The organism is Vibrio owensii (assembly GCF_002021755.1).
GTDB classification, from domain to species: domain Bacteria; phylum Pseudomonadota; class Gammaproteobacteria; order Enterobacterales; family Vibrionaceae; genus Vibrio; species Vibrio owensii.
The window spans coordinates 20,641-43,790 of sequence record NZ_CP019960.1; the positions used below are offsets into that span (position 1 = coordinate 20,641).

Genomic DNA, 23,150 nt, shown 5'->3' on the forward strand with positions numbered 1-23,150 from the left:
GTTATCAAAAGACCCTAGGCTTAGATCCTAAGGTCAGTAGAATTAGTCAAAGCTCGGTACGTAATCTTTTGCTTTTGGCAGTGTTTCGATGATTTTTTGTGAATACATGAATTCGGCATAATCATCGTAGCGTTTCAGATCCACTGCAGATGGACGAAGAGCGAAACGAGTTAGCGTGTCATTCCAAGCGCGTTGGTTAAGCTCGTTGTTGAGTGTGTCTGGTGAATAAGCCACGAACTCTTTCCACGACTCTTTTGGATGGTTAACGATGTAAGTGGTCGCTTGCTCTAGCGCTTTGTTGAATGCCTTGATAGCTTCTTTGTCGTAGGTTTTTGCATTGGCTACGAAGACTAACTCGTCATACGTTGGCACGCCGTGTTCTTCAGGGAAGAAGGCCTTAGCTTTATAACCTTCTAGTGCCAGTTGGTTGGTTTCGAAGTTACGTAAACCGCCCCAAATCGCATCCACCTTGCCAGACGCAAGAGACGAAGACAGCGCCCAACCTACGTTGATGATTTGTACGTCAGAAAACTTCACGTTCTCTTGAGCTAGCATGGTGCCGATTGTTGCTTCTTCGTTGCCTGCGATCGCAATACCGATCTTCTTTCCTTTCAAGTCGCCAAGGTTTTCATTCTTACCGTTGTCCAACACCATCAGTGTGTTGAGTGGCGTAGCAATCAAAGTCGCAGAGCGGATTAATGGCAAACCCGCCGCGACATCGATAGTTAGGCTTGGCTGGTAAGAAATCGCCATGTCGACCTTGCCAGCAGCGACCAACTTAGGTGGCGTACTTGGATCTGCAGGCTCTTGAATGTTGACCTTCAAACCTTGTTCTTTGAAGTAACCGCGCTCTTTGGCAATCACGATAGGACCATGGTTTGGATTGACGAACCAATCCAACATCAGTGTCATCTCTTTTTCAGCAGCGAGCACGTTGGTTGATACCACTGAAGCGAGTAGAGCAGCTGCGCTCATAAGTTTGTTTTTATTCATGGGGTTGTTCCTTTTCTTTCCCAATTTCCTTTGGTTGTTTTCTGCAATTACTTGCTTTCCCAAGGGATGGCTTTTTTCAATAATTTATCGGTGATGAAGTAGAGTGAGATAGACAGCACAGCGAGGATAAACAGCGCCGCAAACATCTCATCAATGATCATGCGAGCGTTAGCTTGGAGCATCAGATAACCCAAGCCTTCACTTGAACCTACCCACTCACCGACCACTGCTCCAATTGGCGCAATAACGACGGCAACACGAATACCTGAGGCTAACGTTGGTAGGGCGGCTGGCAATTGAATATGACGAAGTAACTGCCATTTAGACGCACCCATGGTCTTGGCAAGGTCGAGGTAACCTGCTGGTGTATTGCGCAAACCGTCATAGCAACATGTCGTGACGGGGAAAAAGATGATGATCGCCGCCATGACTACTTTCGATGCAATGCCGTAACCCAGCCAAAGCATCAGTACTGGCGCGATAGCGAACACAGGGATCGCTTGGCTAGCAATCAGAATGGGCAGTAACCAACGCTTCAGCGGTTCGAACATCAACATTTGCAATGCGAACAGCAAACCCATCGATAATCCAAGTGCCAAACCAAGTAAGATCTCTTGCGCGGTAACCCAAGTATGTTTGAGTAGGACATCGTAACGAGTGACCAATCTATCCAGCACTTCAATTGGTGAAGGTAAGATGAAGCTTGGCATATCGAATATCACCACGACCAACTGCCACAATCCCAAGATCACCGCAGTGCTGATTACCAAGCGCAGAGCCGGATGGGTCACGCGTTCTTTTTTACCAATACGTGCCGAAACGGAGTTGTACTGAGTCATATCACTCATAGTCTTTCTCCAATTGATCCAAAATCGCTTGTTGTAGCGCCGCGCACTCTCCATCGAGAATTCGGGGCGGCTTGGAGTCTGGAACGACCAAGTGCTGAGCTTGCGCAGGCGTGCCTTGCAGTACATAAAGTTGGTGAGCTAATCGCACCGCTTCTTGTGGATCGTGGGTAATCAGAACAACCGTCTTATCTTTCAATAATTCGGCAGACAAGGTTTGCAACTTATGGCGAGTAACTGCGTCCAGTGCAGAGAAAGGTTCATCCATCAGAACCAGAGGTTTGTCTTGCATCAGAGTACGAGCAAGGGCAACGCGTTGTCTCATGCCCCCAGAGAGCTGAGCTGGCTTAGCATCCGCGTAATCGGCGAGTCCTACTTGGTTTAGTAAAGTCAGTGCGCGTTGTTTATTTTGCTCTGGTGATTGGTCTTGAGAAAATCGAGAACTGAGGCAGACGTTGTCTAACACATTTAGCCATGGTAGCAACAAGTCTTGTTGTGCCATGTAGGCAATACGTTTGTGTAGGGCGATGCCATCCGTGGTGGTTAATTCACCATGCCATTCGACTTTGTCGTCTAACAAACCCGCGAGATAACGAAGGATCGTCGTTTTTCCGCAACCACTGCGGCCAAGTAACACAGTCCATTGATTAGCAGGGATAGTCATACTCAACCCTGCTAATGTTGGTGTTTGGCTGTCTTTGTATTGCAGACTTGCTTCGGTAAGCTGAATGCCGAGTGCATTAGCGCACATGCGTGTGACCTGCAAAGAAATGGTTCACAGGGCCATGACCTTTACCGACATCCAATTCGTCAGCGTGCGCGATAGCTTGGCTGATGTACTGCTTACTAAGGTGTACCGCTTTGTGCAGATTGTTGCCTTGGCCAAGGTAAGACGCGATAGCAGAAGACAGCGTGCAGCCTGTGCCATGGGTGTTTTTGGTTGGAAAGCGTTTAGCGCTGATTAACTCGGCGCTGTCTTGCATGATCAGCAGATCGTTGCTGTTTTCGTCTTCCTCTAAGTGGCCGCCTTTTAACAGCACCGCTTTTGCCCCCAATGCGCGCAAGTCAGCAATCATATCGTTCATTTCAGATTCTGATTGAGGCACTGCCTTACCCGTCAATGCTGCGCCTTCGGGTAGGTTCGGGGTAATGATGTCTGCGAGCGGAATCAATTCTTCTTTTAAAGTGCTGATTGCTGACTGTTCCAGTAATAGATCGCCGCTGGTGGCCACCATTACAGGGTCAATCACGAGGTGTTTTGGCTGGTATTGCTTAATTTTGTTGGCAACGACTTTGATGATGTTGGAGTCGGCCAGCATGCCTACTTTGACTGCAACGATGTTGAGGTCGGTAAATACCGCATCAAGTTGGCTCTCTACATGGTCGAGAGGAATGGGGAAAATCGCAGAAACGCCTTGGGTATTTTGTGAAGTAATCGCCGTGATTACCGAGCAAGCAAAACTGCCGGTTGCTGACATCGCTTTGATGTCGGCTTGAATGCCTGCGCCGCCGCCACTATCAGAACCTGCAATCGTCAACACGATCGGTGTGTCTGTTGAAGTTGCTGCTTGTGGCTGTGTTGATGGTTTTTCTTGGCTTGACTGCTGCGCCATGGTCGCTCCTATTACAGACGTAAAGGAACTGACTTGGCCATTGAAGATCTGTGTATGGATCTGTTGAGGCTAGCTGCGTCGATACAGACTTGAAGCAGGCTAGTGGCAAAGTGATGATAGTTCCCTACGTCAGTGCTAACTGAATCAGGTTCAACGGGTCTCGAATTTCGATCTCAGCCGACGCATTCACTGCATGGGCCCCCCGACTATTTCGTCAAGATAATAGCAGTTCACTCAGTTATGGTGCACGTGTTTTTTCCGGCCAAGAGGGGGCAATCGATTAAATATGAGACTTGAGAGCAGTAACGAGAGAACCGAATTTAGCGTAAATGACGTGCTGCATTGAAACTGGCAGTTCAAGACACTATCTAATAGTGAGATGTCGACATAATACGTAACGAATCGTTCTTTGACTTAGCAAGGATTAGCATAAAACAAGGTTAAAAAAGTGTTAATATTTAACGCGTTGCCAATATGCTTTTGAGTCATCCAATTTAGGTTGTGACTGTTATAAACAGAGTCTAACTCAAAGGTGGGGAAGGCTAGGACGATCAACGAGCAAGGAGATTTCATGCTTAATTCTGTAACAGCGAAAGCGGTGATCGATCATGCCCTCTTTTTAGGGGCTGATTTCGCTGAGCTATTCGTTGAACACCATCAAACCAACACTGTCCAGATCGCATCTGGTGAGGTGGATAAGGTAAACTCGGGTATCGATTTTGGTATCGGTATTCGTCTCTTCTTCGGTCATAAAGTGCTTTACGGTTACACCAACAGCACCGATGAAGCCGAACTTAAACGCGTAACCTCACTGCTTGCTGCAAAAGATAAGCGTGAGCAAATCGCGTCAGCAGGTTCTCTCAATCTGAACCGCTACCCAATTCAACATGGTTGTCGTATGTCACTTGGCAAAGACGCTAACCTAGATTCTAAAATTGCTTTCCTATTGCAAGTTGACCAAGCAGCACGTGCTGAGAGTGAACATATCAGCCAGTTCATTGGCAGCGTACTTCAGCGCGAACAGCAAGTGTCTATCTTCAATTCAGAAGGTTTGCACGTTGACGATACTCGTCACTACATCCGAGTTGCTGGTAATACTGTCGCTCAAAAAGGTAATGAGCAGTCTTCTGGTATGGAAGGTCCTGGCGCTCTTGCTGGTTGGGAATTCAGTGAACAACTTGATGCGAAAGAGCTAGGTCAAACTATCGCGCAACAAGCGTTGGTAAAACTTGGCGCAGATGCGTGCCCATCGGGTGAAATGCCAGTAGTGATTGGTAACGGTTTTGGCGGAGTAATTTTCCATGAAGCTTGTGGCCACTTGCTAGAAACCACTTCGGTTGCGAAGAAAGCTTCAGTATTCCACGACAAGATGGGCGAAATGGTTGCTCACACCGCAGTGAATGCAGTCGATGATGGCACCATGACCAACGAATGGGGCTCGATTCATGTTGATGACGAAGGCATGAAGACTCAGCGCACTCAATTGATCAAAGACGGTAAGCTAACCAGCTTTATGGTCGATAAAATGGGTGGCATGAAGACAGGTTACGAGCCAACGGGTTCTGGTCGTCGTCAAAACTACAAGTTCGCACCAACCTCGCGTATGCGTAACACCTTTATCGAAGAAGGCGAGCATTCACTTGATGACATGCTGGCTGGTATCGAACGCGGTATCTATGCGAAGAAGATGGGCGGCGGCTCGGTTCAACCGGGTACGGGTGAGTTCAACTTTGCTGTTCGTGAAGCTTACCTCATTGAAAATGGCAAAATCACCAAACCTCTGAAAACAGCAACGCTGATCAGCACAGGTCCAAAAGTGCTGAAAGAAATCAGCATGGTCGGCAAAGACATGGCGCTTGCGCCGGGCATGTGTGGTTCAGTAAGTGGTTCAGTACCAACAACAGTCGGTCAGCCAACGCTGAAAGTCGATAACATTCTGGTAGGAGGCGGTAACTAATGAGCCAAGAACAACAACTTCTTAATGCGGTTGATTACGTCCTATCAGAAGCAAAACGCCAAGGTGCAGAAGCGGACGTCATTGTAAACCGCAACAGCAGCTTTTCTCTGAAAGCGAACCAAGGAAAGCTGGATGAGTACAAAGTAAGCTCAAGCCAAGTTCTGGGTGTTCGTGTTGTGAAAGATGCGCGCGTTGCAACAAGCTATTCTGAGTCGTTAGAGCAACCAAGCTTAGATTTGATGCTGACCAACGCACTGCAAAGCGCTCGCTTTTCCAAGCAAGATGAACATCAGACTATTAGCTGCGTGAACAGCCAAATCGCGACTGATGTTGCTGAGATTGCGCAAGAAGATACAACTTCTGTTGACGAAAAAATCGAACTGTCTCTCGCACTTGAGCAAGGTGTAGTAGCTCTGCCTCACGCCTCTAGCGCACCTTACAATGGTTACAGCGATGGCGAAACACAACTGATCATTGCCAATACTCAAGGCACATTGTGTCAACACTTCGAGCGCTCGTTCACTTGTTACGCGTATACCTTGTTTGAAAAAGACGGCAAACAGTCAATGGCGGGTAGAATGTCACTGGGTCGCCGTTTTGATGAGTTGAATCCAGCTTACTGTATCGAGGGTGGCTACAACCTTGCTCGCGATCTTCTTGAAGGCGCACCGGTTGCGACGGGTAACTACCCTGCTATCTTCCACATCAATGCGCTAGCAAGTTTATTCGGTGCTTTCGGCAGTGCTTTCTCTGGTGTAAGCGCGATGAAAGGCATTACGCCACTGGGTGATAAGCTTGGTCAACGTGTTGCGAGTGATTTAATTACTTTTACTGATACGGCTTACATGCCAAATGGTATGGTAATCGCAAGTTTTGATAGTGAAGGCTTTGCTACTCAAGACAATGTGATGATTGCTAATGGTGAGTTGAAAACCTTGCTACACAACAGCCAGACCGCAAGTTACTTGGGCGCAGTCTCGACAGCAAGTGCTGCTCGTGGTGCAAAATCGAGCCTAGACGTATCAGCAAATCACAAAGTGATTGCGACAGGTAACAGCAGTGCGTCAGAAGTAAAAGCGGGTGAGTACCTAGAGTTAGTCGAACTTCAAGGTGTCCATTCTGGGGCGGATGCAGTGAGTGGTGATTTCTCATTTGGTGCGAGTGGCTTCTTGTGCCGTGATGGTGAGCGCATTCAACCAGTACGTGGTATCACTGTAGCGGGTAACTTCTACAAGATGCTGCAAGAAGTTGAGGCAGTGGGTGATACTCAGCTAATTAACGATAGCCGCACTTTCTTCTCGCCAGACGTTCGTTTTGCTCGTTTGAGCATTGGTGGTAAGTAAACTTAGCATTCCTATAGAAACAAAAAGAGGACTCAATGGAGTCCTCTTTCTTTTATCGAATGATTAACTCGCGAGAATTAAAATTCGCGAATGTCCAACTCATTGTGGATCAATACCACACACTGAGAAGCGAAAAGCATCTTAGGACCTAAGCTGATTTTCTCTGTGCCAAGGCGCTTCAAGCTGTTAAAAGACTTCTTCGGCATCGGAATATGGTCAGTTAGCAAGAAACATGGGTTTCCACCGATTTCTGCATCACGAACAAATTCGCCTTTTTTATCCAACATATATAGTTGGTGATCTTCTGCCAGTTCTTGCACTAGGCGTTCAAAGCTGACAGTACGAACGGTGATACCAGGTTCGACTTCACGAAGTTGCTCTTTGCCCATACCAACCGAAGCATCCAAAGCGCGAGCTACTGCTGCAATCAAGGTTGACTCATGGAAGCCGCCAATGTTGGTGATGTCGTTAGAGCGAATAGTAATGGTGCGTGAGAAATCTTTTGTGCTTTCTAAAACCAAGTGAACAACCACATCTTCACGGTGTGATTGAGCAACGAACATAGTGTTCATCATGGTATGAGCAAGAATCTCTGTATGCGCTTCATTACCAACACCTTCTAACAGTGCTTTGCTGGTGGTTGGTGCCGCGCGAGCTCGTAAAACAAAAGAGCGCATGAATTTAGCCTCTATATAGGAAGAGTGAATGCGCGGAAGTATATACCCAAGCAGGGAAGGGATGCGAGTTTAATAGCAAATGTGAACTTACTTACAAAGCTTCGATTGTCGTGCGGAGTGTGCTGGTTAGAATAGAGGCAACCTGTTAGGAGCGGTATATGGAAATCAAAAAAATAAACAAACAAGTCTATAGAAAGAAGGTCAACCTAGTGATTGGTGGCTTTGTTGCTTTGCTTGCTATCTCTTCTCTTGCTTTTAGTACGCTATTAATTGTTTTGTTCGGTAATACAGATGTAGTACCTGAACAGTCGACTGGGAACTTTCATTGGAACTTAATTGGTGTTGTGCTTGCCTTAGCTACTTCACTGTCTTTGCTGAACCAATTCAAAACACGCCCTTATATGGAAGAAGTGTTGTATGTCTGGAAACTCAAGCAGTTGCACAACAAGATCTTTCGCAAACTAAAAAGCATTAAAGCCGCTTCTGCTGAGCACGATGTAAAAGCGCTGACGATCCTTAAGCTCTACTACACGACTCAAAGTCAGGTGTTTGAGTTAGACAACAACACATTGACGATGAGCAGTGTAAATAAAGAATTAGAGGCAATTGAGCAAATAGAAGCAGCGAAGTCATTGGAGCTTGATATCACAAGCTTTGAAGAGTCTTGGGTTGACACATATTGATTGCCTATTTGCTACGTTAAGTTAACAACCAAGTGCTAAAAATAAGCGTTTGAGTGAGATTTCATCACTCGACGCTTTTTTTTAAGTTTTTTTCTAAAAAAGGGTTGCCAAGAAAAATCATCTCCCTATAATGCGCCTCCGTTGTCACGGCAAAGCGGAAACGCAAAAGCGGTTGGCAATGAGGCGAAAGAAAAGCTTCTAAAAATTAATTTAAAAAAGTGTTTGACACTAAGAATTAATTCCTTAGAATACGCCTCCGCTTCGATAGCAAAGCTTACGAAGCAAGCTCTTTAAAAATATAGACCTATCAATCTGTGTGGGCACTCGTTGATGATAATCCAATTAGATACCTCGGTATCAAATTAGGTTTCAATGAAACGAAGTGACCATTGAATCGAAAGATTCAGCACAGTCAATTCAAACATTACTTATGTAATGTTCAGTATTCATTGAGCCGAACAAAATCTTAAATTGAAGAGTTTGATCATGGCTCAGATTGAACGCTGGCGGCAGGCCTAACACATGCAAGTCGAGCGGAAACGAGTTATCTGAACCTTCGGGGGACGATAACGGCGTCGAGCGGCGGACGGGTGAGTAATGCCTAGGAAATTGCCCTGATGTGGGGGATAACCATTGGAAACGATGGCTAATACCGCATAATGCCTACGGGCCAAAGAGGGGGACCTTCGGGCCTCTCGCGTCAGGATATGCCTAGGTGGGATTAGCTAGTTGGTGAGGTAATGGCTCACCAAGGCGACGATCCCTAGCTGGTCTGAGAGGATGATCAGCCACACTGGAACTGAGACACGGTCCAGACTCCTACGGGAGGCAGCAGTGGGGAATATTGCACAATGGGCGCAAGCCTGATGCAGCCATGCCGCGTGTGTGAAGAAGGCCTTCGGGTTGTAAAGCACTTTCAGTCGTGAGGAAGGTGGTGTAGTTAATAGCTGCATTACTTGACGTTAGCGACAGAAGAAGCACCGGCTAACTCCGTGCCAGCAGCCGCGGTAATACGGAGGGTGCGAGCGTTAATCGGAATTACTGGGCGTAAAGCGCATGCAGGTGGTTTGTTAAGTCAGATGTGAAAGCCCGGGGCTCAACCTCGGAATAGCATTTGAAACTGGCAGACTAGAGTACTGTAGAGGGGGGTAGAATTTCAGGTGTAGCGGTGAAATGCGTAGAGATCTGAAGGAATACCGGTGGCGAAGGCGGCCCCCTGGACAGATACTGACACTCAGATGCGAAAGCGTGGGGAGCAAACAGGATTAGATACCCTGGTAGTCCACGCCGTAAACGATGTCTACTTGGAGGTTGTGGCCTTGAGCCGTGGCTTTCGGAGCTAACGCGTTAAGTAGACCGCCTGGGGAGTACGGTCGCAAGATTAAAACTCAAATGAATTGACGGGGGCCCGCACAAGCGGTGGAGCATGTGGTTTAATTCGATGCAACGCGAAGAACCTTACCTACTCTTGACATCCAGAGAACTTTTCAGAGATGAATTGGTGCCTTCGGGAACTCTGAGACAGGTGCTGCATGGCTGTCGTCAGCTCGTGTTGTGAAATGTTGGGTTAAGTCCCGCAACGAGCGCAACCCTTATCCTTGTTTGCCAGCACGTAATGGTGGGAACTCCAGGGAGACTGCCGGTGATAAACCGGAGGAAGGTGGGGACGACGTCAAGTCATCATGGCCCTTACGAGTAGGGCTACACACGTGCTACAATGGCGCATACAGAGGGCAGCAAGCTAGCGATAGTGAGCGAATCCCAAAAAGTGCGTCGTAGTCCGGATTGGAGTCTGCAACTCGACTCCATGAAGTCGGAATCGCTAGTAATCGTGGATCAGAATGCCACGGTGAATACGTTCCCGGGCCTTGTACACACCGCCCGTCACACCATGGGAGTGGGCTGCAAAAGAAGTAGGTAGTTTAACCTTCGGGAGGACGCTTACCACTTTGTGGTTCATGACTGGGGTGAAGTCGTAACAAGGTAGCGCTAGGGGAACCTGGCGCTGGATCACCTCCTTAAACGATGATTATACACGATGAGTGTCCACACAGATTGATACGGTTTATAAAGTAAAAGAGACGAAGATATCCCAATATCTTCGAAGTTTGGTTCTGCTTTTTAAAGTGGAAACAAATAGCAGTGTCCCGTTCGTCTAGAGGCCTAGGACACCGCCCTTTCACGGCGGTAACAGGGGTTCGACTCCCCTACGGGATACCATTGGGTCGTTAGCTCAGTTGGTAGAGCAGTTGACTTTTAATCAATTGGTCGCAGGTTCGAATCCTGCACGACCCACCATTCTTTAAGAATGACTCTCAAGATGGGGCTATAGCTCAGCTGGGAGAGCGCCTGCCTTGCACGCAGGAGGTCTGCGGTTCGATCCCGCATAGCTCCACCATTCTTGACGTCTACCACAAGACGAAAAACTTATGTGGGCGATTAGCTCAGTTGGGAGAGCACCTGCCTTACAAGCAGGGGGTCACTGGTTCGAGCCCGGTATCGCCCACCATCTTTAAACATTCTCTCTTGAGAGTTTTTAAAAATGGTTACTTCATAAGAAGTGATTAGCTCTTTAACAATTTGGAAAGCTGACAAAACAATCTTTAAGATTGTTTGTAAAGTTCTCAAAGTATTCTTAATTGAATACTCCAAATAACACATTCAAGTGTTCTTGGGTTTTGCGAAAGCAAAACATATTTGAGTCCGGCAAAATCGAGTCTGCATCATGTATAAAAATTGCAGACAACTTTGGTGATTTGACCGTTTGTTTTCACTTTTTAAAGTGAAAGTAAATTATCAACTCGAAACTCCTTCGGGTTGTATGGTTAAGTGACTAAGCGTACACGGTGGATGCCTTGGCAGTCAGAGGCGATGAAGGACGTATTAACTTGCGATAAGCCCAGATTAGGTAGTAAAAACCATTTGAGTCTGGGATTTCCGAATGGGGAAACCCACTTACATAAGTAAGTATCGCTGCGTGAATACATAGCGCAGCGAGGCGAACCGGGGGAACTGAAACATCTAAGTACCCCGAGGAAAAGAAATCAACCGAGATTCCGAAAGTAGCGGCGAGCGAAATTGGACTAGCCCTTAAGCTTTTTATGCGTCAGGTGAAACTTCTGGAAAGTTGTGCGATACAGGGTGATAGCCCCGTAACCGGCAACGCATATAAAGTGAAATCGAGTAGGGCGGGACACGTGATATCCTGTCTGAATATGGGGGGACCATCCTCCAAGGCTAAATACTACTGACTGACCGATAGTGAACCAGTACCGTGAGGGAAAGGCGAAAAGAACCCCTGTGAGGGGAGTGAAATAGAACCTGAAACCGTGTACGTACAAGCAGTAGGAGCACCTTCGTGGTGTGACTGCGTACCTTTTGTATAATGGGTCAGCGACTTATATTCAGTGGCAAGGTTAACCATCTAGGGGAGCCGTAGCGAAAGCGAGTGTTAACTGCGCGACTCAGTCGCTGGATATAGACCCGAAACCAGGTGATCTAGCCATGGGCAGGTTGAAGATTGAGTAACATCAATTGGAGGACCGAACCGACTAATGTTGAAAAATTAGCGGATGACTTGTGGCTAGGGGTGAAAGGCCAATCAAACCTGGAGATAGCTGGTTCTCCCCGAAAGCTATTTAGGTAGCGCCTCGGACGAATACTACTGGGGGTAGAGCACTGTTAAGGCTAGGGGGTCATCCCGACTTACCAACCCTTTGCAAACTCCGAATACCAGTAAGTACTATCCGGGAGACACACGGCGGGTGCTAACGTCCGTCGTGGAGAGGGAAACAACCCAGACCGCCAGCTAAGGTCCCAAATTACTACTAAGTGGGAAACGATGTGGGAAGGCTCAGACAGCCAGGATGTTGGCTTAGAAGCAGCCATCATTTAAAGAAAGCGTAATAGCTCACTGGTCGAGTCGGCCTGCGCGGAAGATGTAACGGGGCTAAGTAGTAAACCGAAGCTGCGGCAATGCACTTTGTGCATTGGGTAGGGGAGCGTTCTGTAAGCGGTTGAAGGTGTGTGGTAACGCATGCTGGACGTATCAGAAGTGCGAATGCTGACATGAGTAACGATAAAGGGGGTGAAAAACCTCCTCGCCGGAAGACCAAGGGTTCCTGTCCAACGTTAATCGGGGCAGGGTAAGTCGACCCCTAAGGCGAGGCCGAAAGGCGTAGTCGATGGGAAACGGGTTAATATTCCCGTACTTCTTACAATTGCGATGGGGGGACGGAGAAGGCTAGGTGGGCCTGGCGACGGTTGTCCAGGTTCAAGTGCGTAGGCTGAAGAGTTAGGTAAATCCGGCTCTTCTTAAGGCTGAGACACGACGTCGAGCTACTACGGTAGTGAAGTCATTGATGCCATGCTTCCAGGAAAAGCCTCTAAGCTTCAGATTGTAAGGAATCGTACCCCAAACCGACACAGGTGGTCGGGTAGAGAATACCAAGGCGCTTGAGAGAACTCGGGTGAAGGAACTAGGCAAAATGGTACCGTAACTTCGGGAGAAGGTACGCTCTTGATGGTGAAGTCCCTCGCGGATGGAGCTGACGAGAGTCGCAGATACCAGGTGGCTGCAACTGTTTATTAAAAACACAGCACTGTGCAAAATCGTAAGATGACGTATACGGTGTGACGCCTGCCCGGTGCCGGAAGGTTAATTGATGGGGTTAGACTTCGGTCGAAGCTCTTGATCGAAGCCCCGGTAAACGGCGGCCGTAACTATAACGGTCCTAAGGTAGCGAAATTCCTTGTCGGGTAAGTTCCGACCTGCACGAATGGCGTAATGATGGCCACGCTGTCTCCACCCGAGACTCAGTGAAATTGAAATCGCTGTGAAGATGCAGTGTACCCGCGGCTAGACGGAAAGACCCCGTGAACCTTTACTACAGCTTGGCACTGAACATTGACCCTACATGTGTAGGATAGGTGGGAGGCTTTGAAGCAAGTACGCCAGTATTTGTGGAGCCGTCCTTGAAATACCACCCCTGTAGTGTTGATGTTCTAACGTCGACCCCTAATCGGGGTTGCGGACAGTGCCTGGTGGGTAGTTTGACTGGGGCGGTCTCCTCCCAAAGAGTAACGGAGGAGCACGAAGGTGGGCTAATCACGGTTGGACATCGTGAGGTTAGTGCAATGGCATAAGCCCGCTTGACTGCGAGAATGACAATTCGAGCAGGTGCGAAAGCAGGTCATAGTGATCCGGTGGTTCTGTATGGAAGGGCCATCGCTCAACGGATAAAAGGTACTCCGGGGATAACAGGCTGATACCGCCCAAGAGTTCATATCGACGGCGGTGTTTGGCACCTCGATGTCGGCTCATCACATCCTGGGGCTGAAGTCGGTCCCAAGGGTATGGCTGTTCGCCATTTAAAGTGGTACGCGAGCTGGGTTTAGAACGTCGTGAGACAGTTCGGTCCCTATCTGCCGTGGGCGTTGGAAGATTGAAGGGGGCTGCTCCTAGTACGAGAGGACCGGAGTGGACGAACCTCTGGTGTTCGGGTTGTGTCGCCAGACGCATTGCCCGGTAGCTAAGTTCGGAATCGATAACCGCTGAAAGCATCTAAGCGGGAAGCGAGCCCTGAGATGAGTCTTCCCTGATACTTTAAGTATCCTAAAGGGTTGTTCGAGACTAGAACGTTGATAGGCAGGGTGTGTAAGCGTTGTGAGGCGTTGAGCTAACCTGTACTAATTGCCCGTGAGGCTTAACCATACAACACCCAAGGGGTTTTGATGGACTCGATGTAAGAACATTGAATGTGTATAAATAGAACTTAACATCAGTTTTCCGAATTAAAGAATTTGCTTGGCGACCATAGCGATTTGGACCCACCTGACTTCCATTCCGAACTCAGAAGTGAAACGAATTAGCGCCGATGGTAGTGTGGGGCTTCCCCATGTGAGAGTAGGACATCGCCAGGCTTGCTTACTGTTTTTAGATTTTAAAAAATCTAAAGGCAAAACTGAGATTTAGCATTATTTAAGTAAGACTAAATTTTAGTAACAATTTGTGGAGAGATGGCTGAGTGGTTGAAAGCACCGGTCTTGAAAACCGGCATACGTTAATAGCGTATCTAGGGTTCAAATCCCTATCTCTCCGCCACTATTAAGAAGCCTCGCTAGAAATAGCGAGGCTTTTTTCATTTCTGAAGTTTGATAATTAGACGGGGTTTTCATTAAGTTCCAGTTAGTCACAACCCTAGGCTAGGCATTCCCGAACTAGGCCATTACATAGAAAGTGGTCTAAGGTTATTTCTTCTATTAGTTTCAAAACTGAGCTGGTCACACTGTCACTCACCATTTAAATAGAATTCAACCAAAACTCAACTCACTGAATTTAAGATACAAAAAAGCCCAAGCTAGCTGCTTGGGCTTTTCAATATCCGTCGCTTAATCGAGTTATTAGAACTCTTTTGGAGCAAAACCTGTCATTACGTCTAGGCGCAATTCTTTACCCACTTTTGTTAATGGGTGAACGATAACTAGGCCGCGTACACGCTTCTTAAGCTTGCCGATATCTGCTTGTTCTGCTTTAGTGATTTCACGAGAGAATGGCATATCAAGCAGGCTCTTACGCTCTTTGTTTAGCTCGTATGTTTGCTTGTGCTTAAGTTGATTCAGCTTCTTCGTTAAGTCATCAACTTCATTCGTGAACTTAGTAATCATTTCGTGATCACCACGAGATCGCGCCGCATCCAATTTGCGTTGGCAATTATCTAAACGGTTGTGCAGCTTTTGAATATCAGTTTTTATGCTCATGGTAATTGGGCTCAAATTTTTAATGGTCGAGGAGTATAGCATAGCTGAAATTCTACGCTCTACTATACTGCTCGATCTGCCGATTTAGTTGATCAGCTCATTACCTGAAGGAGTGCCCGTAAAGAAGGCTTCTACGTTACTTAGGGTCACAGACGCGATGTTGTTGAGGGCTTCATGAGTCAAGAACGCTTGGTGTCCGGTGAATAGTACATTGTGACATGCAGACAAGCGACGGAACACGTCATCGACAATCACATCATTGGATTTGTCTTGGAAGAACAGGTCTTTTTCATTGTCGTACACATCCAAACCCAAAGCTCCGATTTTGCCTTGTTTTAGCGCCTCAATTGCTGCAACAGAATCAAGCAGTTCGCCGCGGCTAGTGTTGATGATCATTACACCGTCTTTCATTTGCGAGAATGCATTCTCATTCAACAGGTGGTAGTTTTCTTCACTCATTGGACAATGTAGCGAGATGACATCTGCGTTAGCATAGATCTCTTCAAGAGAGCAGTAACGCGCGCCCATCTCCAACGCAAGAGGGTTTTCATATGGGTCGTAACAAAGAACTTCCATCCCCAGCCCTTTAAAGATGCGCATGGTGGCGATACCTATCTTACCTGTCCCTACAACACCAACAGTCTTGCCATAAAAGTTAAAGCCGACTAGACCTTCTAGGTTGAAGTTTGCGTCACGAGTGCGCTGGTAAGCTTTATGCAAGCGTCGATTCAGACACATCATCATACCGACAGTATGCTCTGCCACGGCTTCTGGTGAATAAGCAGGAACGCGGACAACTTGTAAACCAAGTTCTTTCGCTGCTTCCAAATCGACCTTGTCGAAACCTGCACAACGCATCGCTATCAGTTTTGTGCCGCCAATGGAAAGTTGTTTTAGAACTGGAGCAGACAAGTCATCGTTTACAAAGGCGCAGACAACCTCGCAACCCTGTGCCATTTTTGCAGTTTTAGACGTTAATCTAAAATCATGATAGTGAAATTCGAAGTCTCGGTTGTTTTTGATTTTGTTGAAAGAGGCTTCGTCATAGGATTTTGCACTGAAAAAAGCAATGTTGAGCATAATACCCTCTCTATTTGTGCTGAATTTGTAAAGTAATCTCCTTATAAAGTAAGCCAATTTTAGTGTAATGAGTAGTTAAATTTGCACACATTAAGTTTGCTTTAGTGTGACCATCTGACTAGCATGGTTGCTCTTTTTTGTGTTCCCCTTAAGTGGATGAGTTAGGCGTTCTGGCGATGTCAGTAAAATGGTTGTCTTTGATCTTGTGTTGTACGTTTGTGTCTGGTGCTCACGCAGCGGTCGACTTTGTAAAAGTTGATAAGTCGAAGCGTAGGATGTACCTGATGGAGAATGGCGAGGTCGTTAAAGAGTATCGCATCGCATTGGGTGCTAATCCAAAAGGGCACAAGCAAGAAGAGGGTGACAATAGAACTCCAGAAGGTGATTACACGTTAGATTACGTGATCAATGATTCTGCTTTCTATCGCTCTGTGCATATTAGTTACCCTGACGCGATTGACCGTTTGGAAGCGCATCGAAGAGGAGTGTCACCTGGCGGCGAGATCAAAATTCATGGTCTTAAAAATGGTGAGACTCAATCACCTCAATTTATTCAAAGCTTCGATTGGACTAACGGTTGCATTGCCATTACTAACGAAGAAATGGACGAATTTATCAAGCTAGTCAAAATGGGAACCCCAATTACTATTGAATGGTAATGGAGCTCCCAATATCGACATCTCAGCTATTACATAAAACGACTTGGATGGTCACTAAAGATGCCATCCAAGATAGGAAGATGTTTTAGTTTGTTGGGATTGTTCACTGTGTAACACATCACCTTATAGCCGGCTTGTTGTAGCTTATGGATTTGGCGTGAGCGAACCCAGTTAATATTGAGGTTACAGCTGTAGGCATCAACTTCTTCGAGCAACAATCGGTCTTTTCGAGTAAAGAATTCACTCAGCACGCCTAGTCGATAACCCTCACAATGCTTGTGCAGTGCTCTAATGACGTCATGACTAAAGCTTGATAAAAGTATGCTTTCTTTAGGTAAAGGACCATCTAGAAGAGTTTGAGCCACCATTTGAGCAACGTCATTGGCAGAGTGATGATCTACTTTAACCTCGATGTTAAGGTTTAGGTCATTTTCTGCAGCAAGCTCTAGGAGTTCAGATAATGTCATGATGGATTCATTGGCGAATTCATCGCTGAACCAACGACCAAAATCTAACGCTTTGAGCTCAGATAATGTCATTTGGTCTACTCGACCTTTACCGTTGCTACAACGGTTCACGGTATGATCATGGCAAACTACCAGTACATTGTCTTTGGTCGGTTGTACGTCGACTTCAACCCAATTTAACCCTAAATCAATCGCAGCTTGAACGCTGACTTTTGTATTTTCGGGGAACTTACCTGCCACACCTCGGTGGCCAATCAATAGCGTTGTCATATACGTCTATTCTCAATAAGAAACTGCACGGAATTGTACTCTTTTTTCTTTATGAGAATAGAGCGCAAATGTACGAGGGAATCTATAACAGCGCCTATTGATGCATATATAAAGACGAATTTTTCATCATTCAAACGTCATCAAGCAGAGAAATACTGGTTTGGGCCGGTGTTCTGAGTCAAATTACGCAATAGGATTTTTGCGCTCTCATGCCCCCTATTTTTAAGGTGGACACAAAGTGAGAGCTTCGTTTTATTATCAGGGAGAGAAGAATGAAAATCGGTGTTATTGGTGCTGGAGCTGTCGGTGTCGGGGTATGTAATTACCTGCTGACTATGGGCAGCGTGAGTGAATTGGTTCTACTAGATCAAAACTTAGAACGTGCCGAAGGTGAGGTATTCGATTTTCGACATACCGCAGCACTAACCTTCTCAAAGAACACTCATATCATTCCTACTGACGATTACCTTGATCTTTTAGGAGCTGATATTGTCGTCATCACTGCTGGTGCGCAAATCAAGCAAGGCCAGACTCGTATCGATATTGCTGAAATCAATGCCAAAATTGGTGTTGAGATCGCTCGTAAAGTTGAGCGAGTTGCACCAAATGCTACGCTTATCGTTGTCTCTAACCCGTGCGACATTGTGGCCCACTTTATCGTTACCAATACTGGATTTGAGAACAACAAAGTGATCAGCAGTGGTTGTGTGATTGATACTGCTCGCTTGATGAGTATTGTGGCAAATCGTGTCGATTTAGATCCTAAGAACATCTTTGGTTATGTTCTTGGAGAGCACGGCAGTAACTGTTTTACGCCTAAGAGTTTGATTTCCATCGCGGGCCAACCAGCAGATTTCTACTGTGATGCCAATAATATAGAGTGTATTGATGCCGACGAACTGCTCGAAGCGGTAAAACAGGCAGGATATGAGATTTTTCGTCGTAAGCAAAATACGGTTCATGGTATCGCAGCAAGTGTATTCCGCATCATTCAGGCTATCAAAATTAATGAGCGCTCAGTTCTCCCTGTCGGTACCATGATGTCGGGGCAATATGGCGTTGAAGGCGTCGTGATCAGTTTACCTACAATCGTTGGCAAAAAAGGCGCGGAGTCAGTGCTTACTCATCCATTTTCTGAAGAAGAACTAGAAACGCTTCAGTCCATCAGCAGCAACCTGAGGGGAATAGTCGAAGATGTTGCAAAAGTAACCGGATTAAAGTGCTGATTTAAAAGAGTAAAATATACTGAATATCGCAAGAGAGAGCCTGCTGAAAAGTGGGCTTTTTTTACGCTTGTTTTTTGGGCAAAAACCTTAAAAACTATGGTTGTTTAATCTGCAAATGAGTAATAGAATGCGAACCATTTTTATTTAAGTGGTGGTGTGCAATGTCTCGAGTTTTGATCGTAGATGACGACGTTCCTTTGTGTGAATTGTTGGAAACCGTATTGCAAGAAGAAGGCTATATCGTCTCCTCTGTTCATTGCGGAGAGAGCGCATTGCAGTATATGGAAAAAACACCCGTTGACCTTGTACTTCTCGATGTGATGCTACCGAATCTAAACGGTATGCAAGTCGCTCGTCGCATTTGCCAACGCTTTGCTACCCCCATTTTGATGCTTACAGCCTTAAATGATGAGAACTCGATGTTAGATGGTTATCAAGCTGGTGCGGATCAGTACATTGGTAAGCCATTTAACGTCTCGGAACTCCTGATGAGAATCAAAGCCATTCTTCGCCGAGTGGGTTTGGAGCGCCAGAGACAGGCTATGTGTTCTACGGTACAGAGCATTAGTGATCAGTTAGACAGTCTACCTTTAACTGGAACGGAAGCCGAGCTGTTGAGTTACCTCGTAAAAAACCAAGGTGTCGTGATCTCTAAAGCGGAATTGCAAACAAAAGTCCTTAAAAAGGAACTGAGTCCGTTTGATCGAAATCTGGATATGCACATCAGTAATATTCGACGTAAATTGGTAGAAGCGGGTTTATCCAAACAGCACATCAAAACGTTTCGTGGTAAAGGTTATAGCTACTTAGAGGCTGTGACTGGCTAATGAGATTTGTGTGTCCATCCTACTTTGTGAAACGCAGAGACAGCCTCGCATTTCAGCTTTTTAGTTACATGACGGCTATCGTCATTAGCATCTTGGCTGTTCAAGCGGTTGCTGAACAAGCCCTAGTCAAAGCCATGTTAAAGGTGCCTGCTAGTGTAAAGACTGAAATGTTGGAGTTAGCGCATCAAGCTAACGTGTTGATTGAAGAAGGTGACATGGACGAGCTGGCCGATTGGGCGAATGCACAGCACTTTTACTTGTTTGTACTCGACGAAAATCAGCGTCCTCTTACACACCGTTTGATGCACCCGCACTTTGAATTCAAGTTGAAATTTAAGCGACGTTTGGACGAACAACTGGAAGGCCGAGTAAGTCGTCCGATATTCAATATTCCTCTTGTCGGAAACAACAGCCTAGTGATTCAGTTGCCTCATCGTTTGCACCCCGCTCATGATTTCATCCTTTATTTTTCTGTATTAAAGGTTGTCATTGCGGCGGTCATCTTGGCGTTGTTCTCTTTGTTGATGGCACGGAATTTACAGCAACCATTGGACCGCTTAAGAGAAGCAAGTAAAAGGCTTTCGAACGGTGACTTTAACGTCAGTGTGGTGGATGAACTAAAGTCGAAAACCCGCGAATTCAACGAGCTGGCGCAAGACTTCGACCACATGACAAAAGAAATTCATTCTCTTGCTGAAAAGCAGCGTCGCTTGATTCGTGATGTTTCCCATGAGTTACGTACACCATTAGCGCGTCAAAATTTAGTGTTACACCTATTGCGTAAGCGAGTAGGGGAAAATGAACAAACCCTAGTGACGCGTATGGAAGAAGAGGCCAATGAGCTGAACCATCTTATTGGTGAAATATTGGAATTCAGCCGTTTAGAGAATGCTCGCTACGATACGGAATTAAAACGCAGCGACTTAGAAGTGCTACTGGCGCCTCAAGTCGAGCGCTGCAAAATCGATTTGCAGATACAGCAAAACCTTACATTTGTTTCTGAGGCGACAAGAACAAAAGCGCAATGTGACGATACGTTAGTGGTGCGTTGTTTGAACAATTTGATTGGTAATGCCATTAAGTATGCTGGTCAGTCAGCCCAGATTGATGTTTCTCTAGCTAACAAAACTACGGACAAGCACAGCTACTTAGCCGTGACGATAGCCGACAATGGTCCTGGCATCCCACAAGATAAACTGACAGATATTTTTGATCCGTTCACACGATTGGATGCTTCTCGAGACAAAAAGTTAGGTGGTTACGGTCTGGGGTTGGCCATTGTAAAAGAATCCATGCGAATGATGGGTGGGAAAGCCGTTGCAAGCAATCGTTCAGAAGGCGGGCTTGCAGTAACATTACTTTTTAGACAGTAAAATCCATGTCAAAAGTGCTGATTTAGTGTGATCTAGATCTCGATTATCGGCGAGTATGACCCTTTACCGCTTTACAAAACTTTACGAATGCAAAGAATGTAAATTTAATGCAAATAGTAATAGTTATCACTTATATTCACTCGCGAAATAACTAAGAGGGAACCACATAGCAGTTATGTGCTACCCAATAATCGGAGTGAATGGGTATGTTTTCTAAGAGCCAATTGGCATTAGTGATCGGTGCGGTGTTAGCGGCACCAGCAGTGGCAGAAGTTCAAAATACGGATGAGCACCTAGTCGTAGAAGGTCGTGAATTCGGTTACAAAGCAGATACGAATACAACAGCAATGCGCATGGAAATGACGCAACTGGAAACTCCAGGACAAGTTGCTGTGATTGATGAAGCGGTAATCGATGAGCAGCGTGCAAGCACGTTAGGTGAAGTTCTACAAAATGACGCGAGTGTTAGTGCGGGCGGTACAAGCCGTAACCGCGAACGTTTCTCGCTACGTGGTTTTGAACTGAGCAGCTCAGATGGCTTCCTACGTGATGGTCGTCAGCATTGGTCACACTACCGTCAACCAATTGAGCTTTTAGAGCGTGTTGAAGTTCTTAAAGGTCCATCAGGTCTACTTTACGGTAAGTCAGAACCAGGTGGTCTTGTGAACATGGTTTCGAAGAAACCAACAACAGAGACTCACGCGAGCCTGAGCCAAGATATCGGTTCAGATGACCATTCACGAACTGTACTTGATGTCAGTGGTTCGTTGAATGAAGAACAAACGTTGCGTGCTCGTGCCATTCTTGCAAAAGAAAGCTACGGCTCATGGCGTAAATACGGTGATGGTACGGAACCACAGACTGACCGCGTAGTGGGTGGTTTGGTGGTGGAATACGATATCACTGAAAACATTATGGTGTCAGCGCACTATGACCGTACGAAAGATGACGGTAGCGTTGATTCAGGTGCTTACATTGTCGATGGTAAAGCCGTTCGCGGTGATAAGTACATCTGGGATGCACAATGGTCAGAGATCGACAATGACGTAGAAAACTACGGTATCGACATTAATGCACAGGTGACGGACAGCGTTAACGTGAAAGCGGGCTATAACCGTCAAGATTTCGAGCGTTTTGATGTGGAATCTTATCCGAGTTTCAGTAAATACGATCAAGATAACAAGATCATTCATTCTGGAAATGAACGTACAGATAATTGGGTATTTGATACGGCGTATTTAGATGTGACCACAGACTTTTCTCTACTTGGTAGTGAAAACACATTTTTGATTGGAGCTAACTATTTAGACTACAAATATGACCGTTTTCAAGAATACTACTCAACAGTAGAAATTGAACCTGGTCAGACTGTTCCTCGCCCTGACTATTCAGGAAAAGTAAAAGAGTCTACATCTGAGTACGATACTTGGGGTATCTACGCGCAAAACATGATGACGATTAACGATCACTGGCAAGTGCTTGCAGGTGTTCGTTACGATGAAAAGCGTAGTGATACTCTGACGGAAAGCCAAGTGTCACCAAAGCTAGGTGTGATTTTTCACCCAGCGAGTAACGGTTCTATTTACGTTCAATATTCTGAAAGCTTTATGCCACAGGGAGAAGTAAGTTCTAGCAGCACTAAACCTTATACAAACGATGGTGAAGAGCTAGAAGCAGAACGCGGTATCTCTTATGAAGTGGGTACTAAGTGGGAACTGTTCGATGAACGCCTGCTTCTTTCTGGTGCTGTGTTTGACATCACTCTAGAAAATATCGCATTAGATGTTGAAGACGGCATTAACTCTGACAACAAGGTGATGTACAAGAAGACTCAAGATGGTGAGCAAGTACACCGCGGTGCGGAAATCCTAGCGCAAGGTTTTGTGACTGAGGAGCTTTCGCTAACGGCTTCTGCAATGTACCTAGATGCAGAAATCACAGAGAGTGCCGATTACAAAGGTAACCGTCCAGCGGACGTTCCAGAGTTTTCAGCAAGTGTCTGGTCTCGTTACAAAGTGCAGAACAACACTGATGTTAACCTAGGTCTGATTTATGAAGGTGAGCGCTACGGAAACGCAGCGAACACATTTAAGAAAGATGGGTATGCACGTATTGATATGGGCGTGGCGTACACACACAAGTATGATGAGAACTTAGATATTGTGGCTCGTTTCAATGTTGAAAACGTGTTTGATACTGACTACCTAGCAGGTGGTGGTAGCACCAACAGTAAACAAGAAGGAGCTAGCGGTGTAGTGATAGGCGAGGGCCGAAACTACATGGCGACAATTCAGTTCAAGTACTGATAACAAACTGATTTTTAAAGGGGAAGAGTAGTCTTCCCCTTTAGTCGTTTTTGGAAAACAGAAAATATAACT

General features: G+C 46.1%; 16 protein-coding genes, 5 tRNA genes, 3 rRNA genes and 1 riboswitch. Of the genes, 16 read left to right on the plus strand and 8 right to left on the minus strand.

Going from position 1 to position 23,150, the window contains the following annotated elements; genetic code table 11:
- Positions 1-42 precede the first annotated feature (42 nt).
- Genes A9237_RS16670 through thiD form a run of 4 tightly spaced genes read right to left on the minus strand, consistent with a single transcriptional unit; the run spans position 43 to position 3,451 of the window.
- Positions 43-993 (minus strand): ABC transporter substrate-binding protein, encoded by a 951-nt coding sequence (locus A9237_RS16670; RefSeq protein ID WP_078608764.1) that lies wholly within the window; start codon positions 991-993, stop codon positions 43-45.
- 47 nt (positions 994-1,040) lie between these two features.
- Positions 1,041-1,841 carry an ABC transporter permease gene (locus tag A9237_RS16675; protein WP_078608765.1) on the minus strand — a complete coding sequence of 267 codons (801 nt, stop codon included), beginning with the start codon at positions 1,839-1,841 and terminating at the stop codon, positions 1,041-1,043.
- A complete protein-coding gene (locus A9237_RS16680; protein WP_038894372.1) occupies positions 1,834-2,589 on the minus strand; it encodes an ABC transporter ATP-binding protein in 756 nt (251 codons plus the stop codon). Before A9237_RS16680 ends, A9237_RS16675 begins: the two co-directional genes overlap by 8 nt.
- Complete coding sequence (gene thiD / locus A9237_RS16685) at positions 2,579-3,451, minus strand: bifunctional hydroxymethylpyrimidine kinase/phosphomethylpyrimidine kinase (RefSeq protein ID WP_078608766.1); 873 nt, start codon at positions 3,449-3,451, stop codon at positions 2,579-2,581. Before thiD ends, A9237_RS16680 begins: the two co-directional genes overlap by 11 nt.
- Before the next feature lie 104 nt (positions 3,452-3,555).
- A riboswitch (TPP riboswitch) is annotated at positions 3,556-3,666 on the minus strand.
- Positions 3,667-4,022: 356 nt separating this feature from the next.
- On the opposite strand from thiD, the gene A9237_RS16690 reads away from it, so the two are divergent.
- The gene (locus tag A9237_RS16690; protein WP_078608767.1) at positions 4,023-5,408 is read left to right on the plus strand and encodes a TldD/PmbA family protein; all 1,386 of its coding nucleotides are present in this window, start codon (positions 4,023-4,025) and stop codon (positions 5,406-5,408) included.
- Positions 5,408-6,751 (plus strand): TldD/PmbA family protein, encoded by a 1,344-nt coding sequence (locus A9237_RS16695; protein ID WP_078608768.1) that lies wholly within the window; start codon positions 5,408-5,410, stop codon positions 6,749-6,751. The genes A9237_RS16690 and A9237_RS16695 overlap by 1 nt, the downstream gene beginning before the upstream one ends.
- A 77-nt stretch (positions 6,752-6,828) precedes the next feature.
- Here A9237_RS16695 and trmY read toward each other — a convergent pair whose 3' ends face one another.
- Positions 6,829-7,428, minus strand: coding sequence for a tRNA (pseudouridine(54)-N(1))-methyltransferase TrmY (gene trmY / locus A9237_RS16700; RefSeq protein WP_005374282.1), 600 nt, complete (start codon positions 7,426-7,428; stop codon positions 6,829-6,831).
- Between the two features lie 158 nt (positions 7,429-7,586).
- On the opposite strand from trmY, the gene A9237_RS16705 reads away from it, so the two are divergent.
- The 9 genes from A9237_RS16705 (at position 7,587) to A9237_RS16745 (ending at position 14,214) form a co-directional block, all read left to right on the plus strand.
- Positions 7,587-8,111, plus strand: coding sequence for a DUF3087 domain-containing protein (locus A9237_RS16705; RefSeq protein WP_078608769.1), 525 nt, complete (start codon positions 7,587-7,589; stop codon positions 8,109-8,111).
- A 468-nt stretch (positions 8,112-8,579) separates the two neighbouring features.
- Positions 8,580-10,132: ribosomal RNA gene (locus tag A9237_RS16710) — 16S ribosomal RNA — on the plus strand.
- Between the two features lie 123 nt (positions 10,133-10,255).
- Positions 10,256-10,331: transfer RNA gene (locus A9237_RS16715), tRNA-Glu, on the plus strand.
- A 2-nt stretch (positions 10,332-10,333) separates the two neighbouring features.
- Positions 10,334-10,409, plus strand: a tRNA-Lys gene (locus A9237_RS16720).
- Between the two features lie 24 nt (positions 10,410-10,433).
- Positions 10,434-10,509: transfer RNA gene (locus tag A9237_RS16725), tRNA-Ala, on the plus strand.
- 35 nt (positions 10,510-10,544) lie between these two features.
- Positions 10,545-10,620: transfer RNA gene (locus A9237_RS16730), tRNA-Val, on the plus strand.
- Between the two features lie 314 nt (positions 10,621-10,934).
- Positions 10,935-13,824: ribosomal RNA gene (locus tag A9237_RS16735) — 23S ribosomal RNA — on the plus strand.
- A 92-nt stretch (positions 13,825-13,916) separates the two neighbouring features.
- Positions 13,917-14,033: ribosomal RNA gene (rrf, locus tag A9237_RS16740) — 5S ribosomal RNA — on the plus strand.
- Together the 16S, 23S and 5S rRNA genes with 5 tRNA genes alongside form the textbook arrangement of a ribosomal RNA operon.
- A 90-nt stretch (positions 14,034-14,123) precedes the next feature.
- Positions 14,124-14,214: transfer RNA gene (locus tag A9237_RS16745), tRNA-Ser, on the plus strand.
- A 299-nt stretch (positions 14,215-14,513) separates the two neighbouring features.
- Here A9237_RS16745 and A9237_RS16750 read toward each other — a convergent pair.
- Positions 14,514-14,870 carry a YibL family ribosome-associated protein gene (locus A9237_RS16750; protein ID WP_005438317.1) on the minus strand — a complete coding sequence of 119 codons (357 nt, stop codon included), beginning with the start codon at positions 14,868-14,870 and terminating at the stop codon, positions 14,514-14,516.
- An 84-nt stretch (positions 14,871-14,954) separates the two neighbouring features.
- On the minus strand, positions 14,955-15,950 hold the full coding sequence (locus A9237_RS16755; RefSeq protein WP_038896590.1) for a 2-hydroxyacid dehydrogenase: 996 nt from the start codon (positions 15,948-15,950) through the stop codon (positions 14,955-14,957).
- Positions 15,951-16,126: 176 nt separating this feature from the next.
- Between A9237_RS16755 and A9237_RS16760 the strand changes: the two genes are divergently transcribed.
- Positions 16,127-16,609, plus strand: coding sequence for a L,D-transpeptidase family protein (locus A9237_RS16760; RefSeq protein WP_078608770.1), 483 nt, complete (start codon positions 16,127-16,129; stop codon positions 16,607-16,609).
- Positions 16,610-16,638: 29 nt separating this feature from the next.
- Here the strand turns inward: A9237_RS16760 and A9237_RS16765 are convergent, their stop codons facing one another.
- The gene (locus tag A9237_RS16765; protein WP_078608771.1) at positions 16,639-17,346 is read right to left on the minus strand and encodes a glycerophosphodiester phosphodiesterase family protein; all 708 of its coding nucleotides are present in this window, start codon (positions 17,344-17,346) and stop codon (positions 16,639-16,641) included.
- Positions 17,347-17,618: 272 nt separating this feature from the next.
- Between A9237_RS16765 and A9237_RS16770 the strand changes: the two genes are divergently transcribed.
- The 4 genes from A9237_RS16770 to A9237_RS16785 all read left to right on the plus strand — a co-directional run bounded on the left by A9237_RS16770 (position 17,619) and on the right by A9237_RS16785 (position 23,078).
- Positions 17,619-18,572 (plus strand): lactate/malate family dehydrogenase, encoded by a 954-nt coding sequence (locus A9237_RS16770; protein ID WP_078608772.1) that lies wholly within the window; start codon positions 17,619-17,621, stop codon positions 18,570-18,572.
- A 161-nt stretch (positions 18,573-18,733) separates the two neighbouring features.
- On the plus strand, positions 18,734-19,399 hold the full coding sequence (locus tag A9237_RS16775; protein WP_005438307.1) for a response regulator transcription factor: 666 nt from the start codon (positions 18,734-18,736) through the stop codon (positions 19,397-19,399).
- The gene (locus A9237_RS16780; RefSeq protein WP_078608773.1) at positions 19,399-20,772 is read left to right on the plus strand and encodes a sensor histidine kinase; all 1,374 of its coding nucleotides are present in this window, start codon (positions 19,399-19,401) and stop codon (positions 20,770-20,772) included. The genes A9237_RS16775 and A9237_RS16780 overlap by 1 nt, the downstream gene beginning before the upstream one ends.
- 206 nt (positions 20,773-20,978) lie before the next feature.
- Positions 20,979-23,078: a TonB-dependent siderophore receptor gene (locus tag A9237_RS16785; protein WP_078610213.1), complete on the plus strand. Its 2,100-nt coding sequence runs from the start codon at positions 20,979-20,981 to the stop codon at positions 23,076-23,078.
- Positions 23,079-23,150 lie beyond the last annotated feature (72 nt).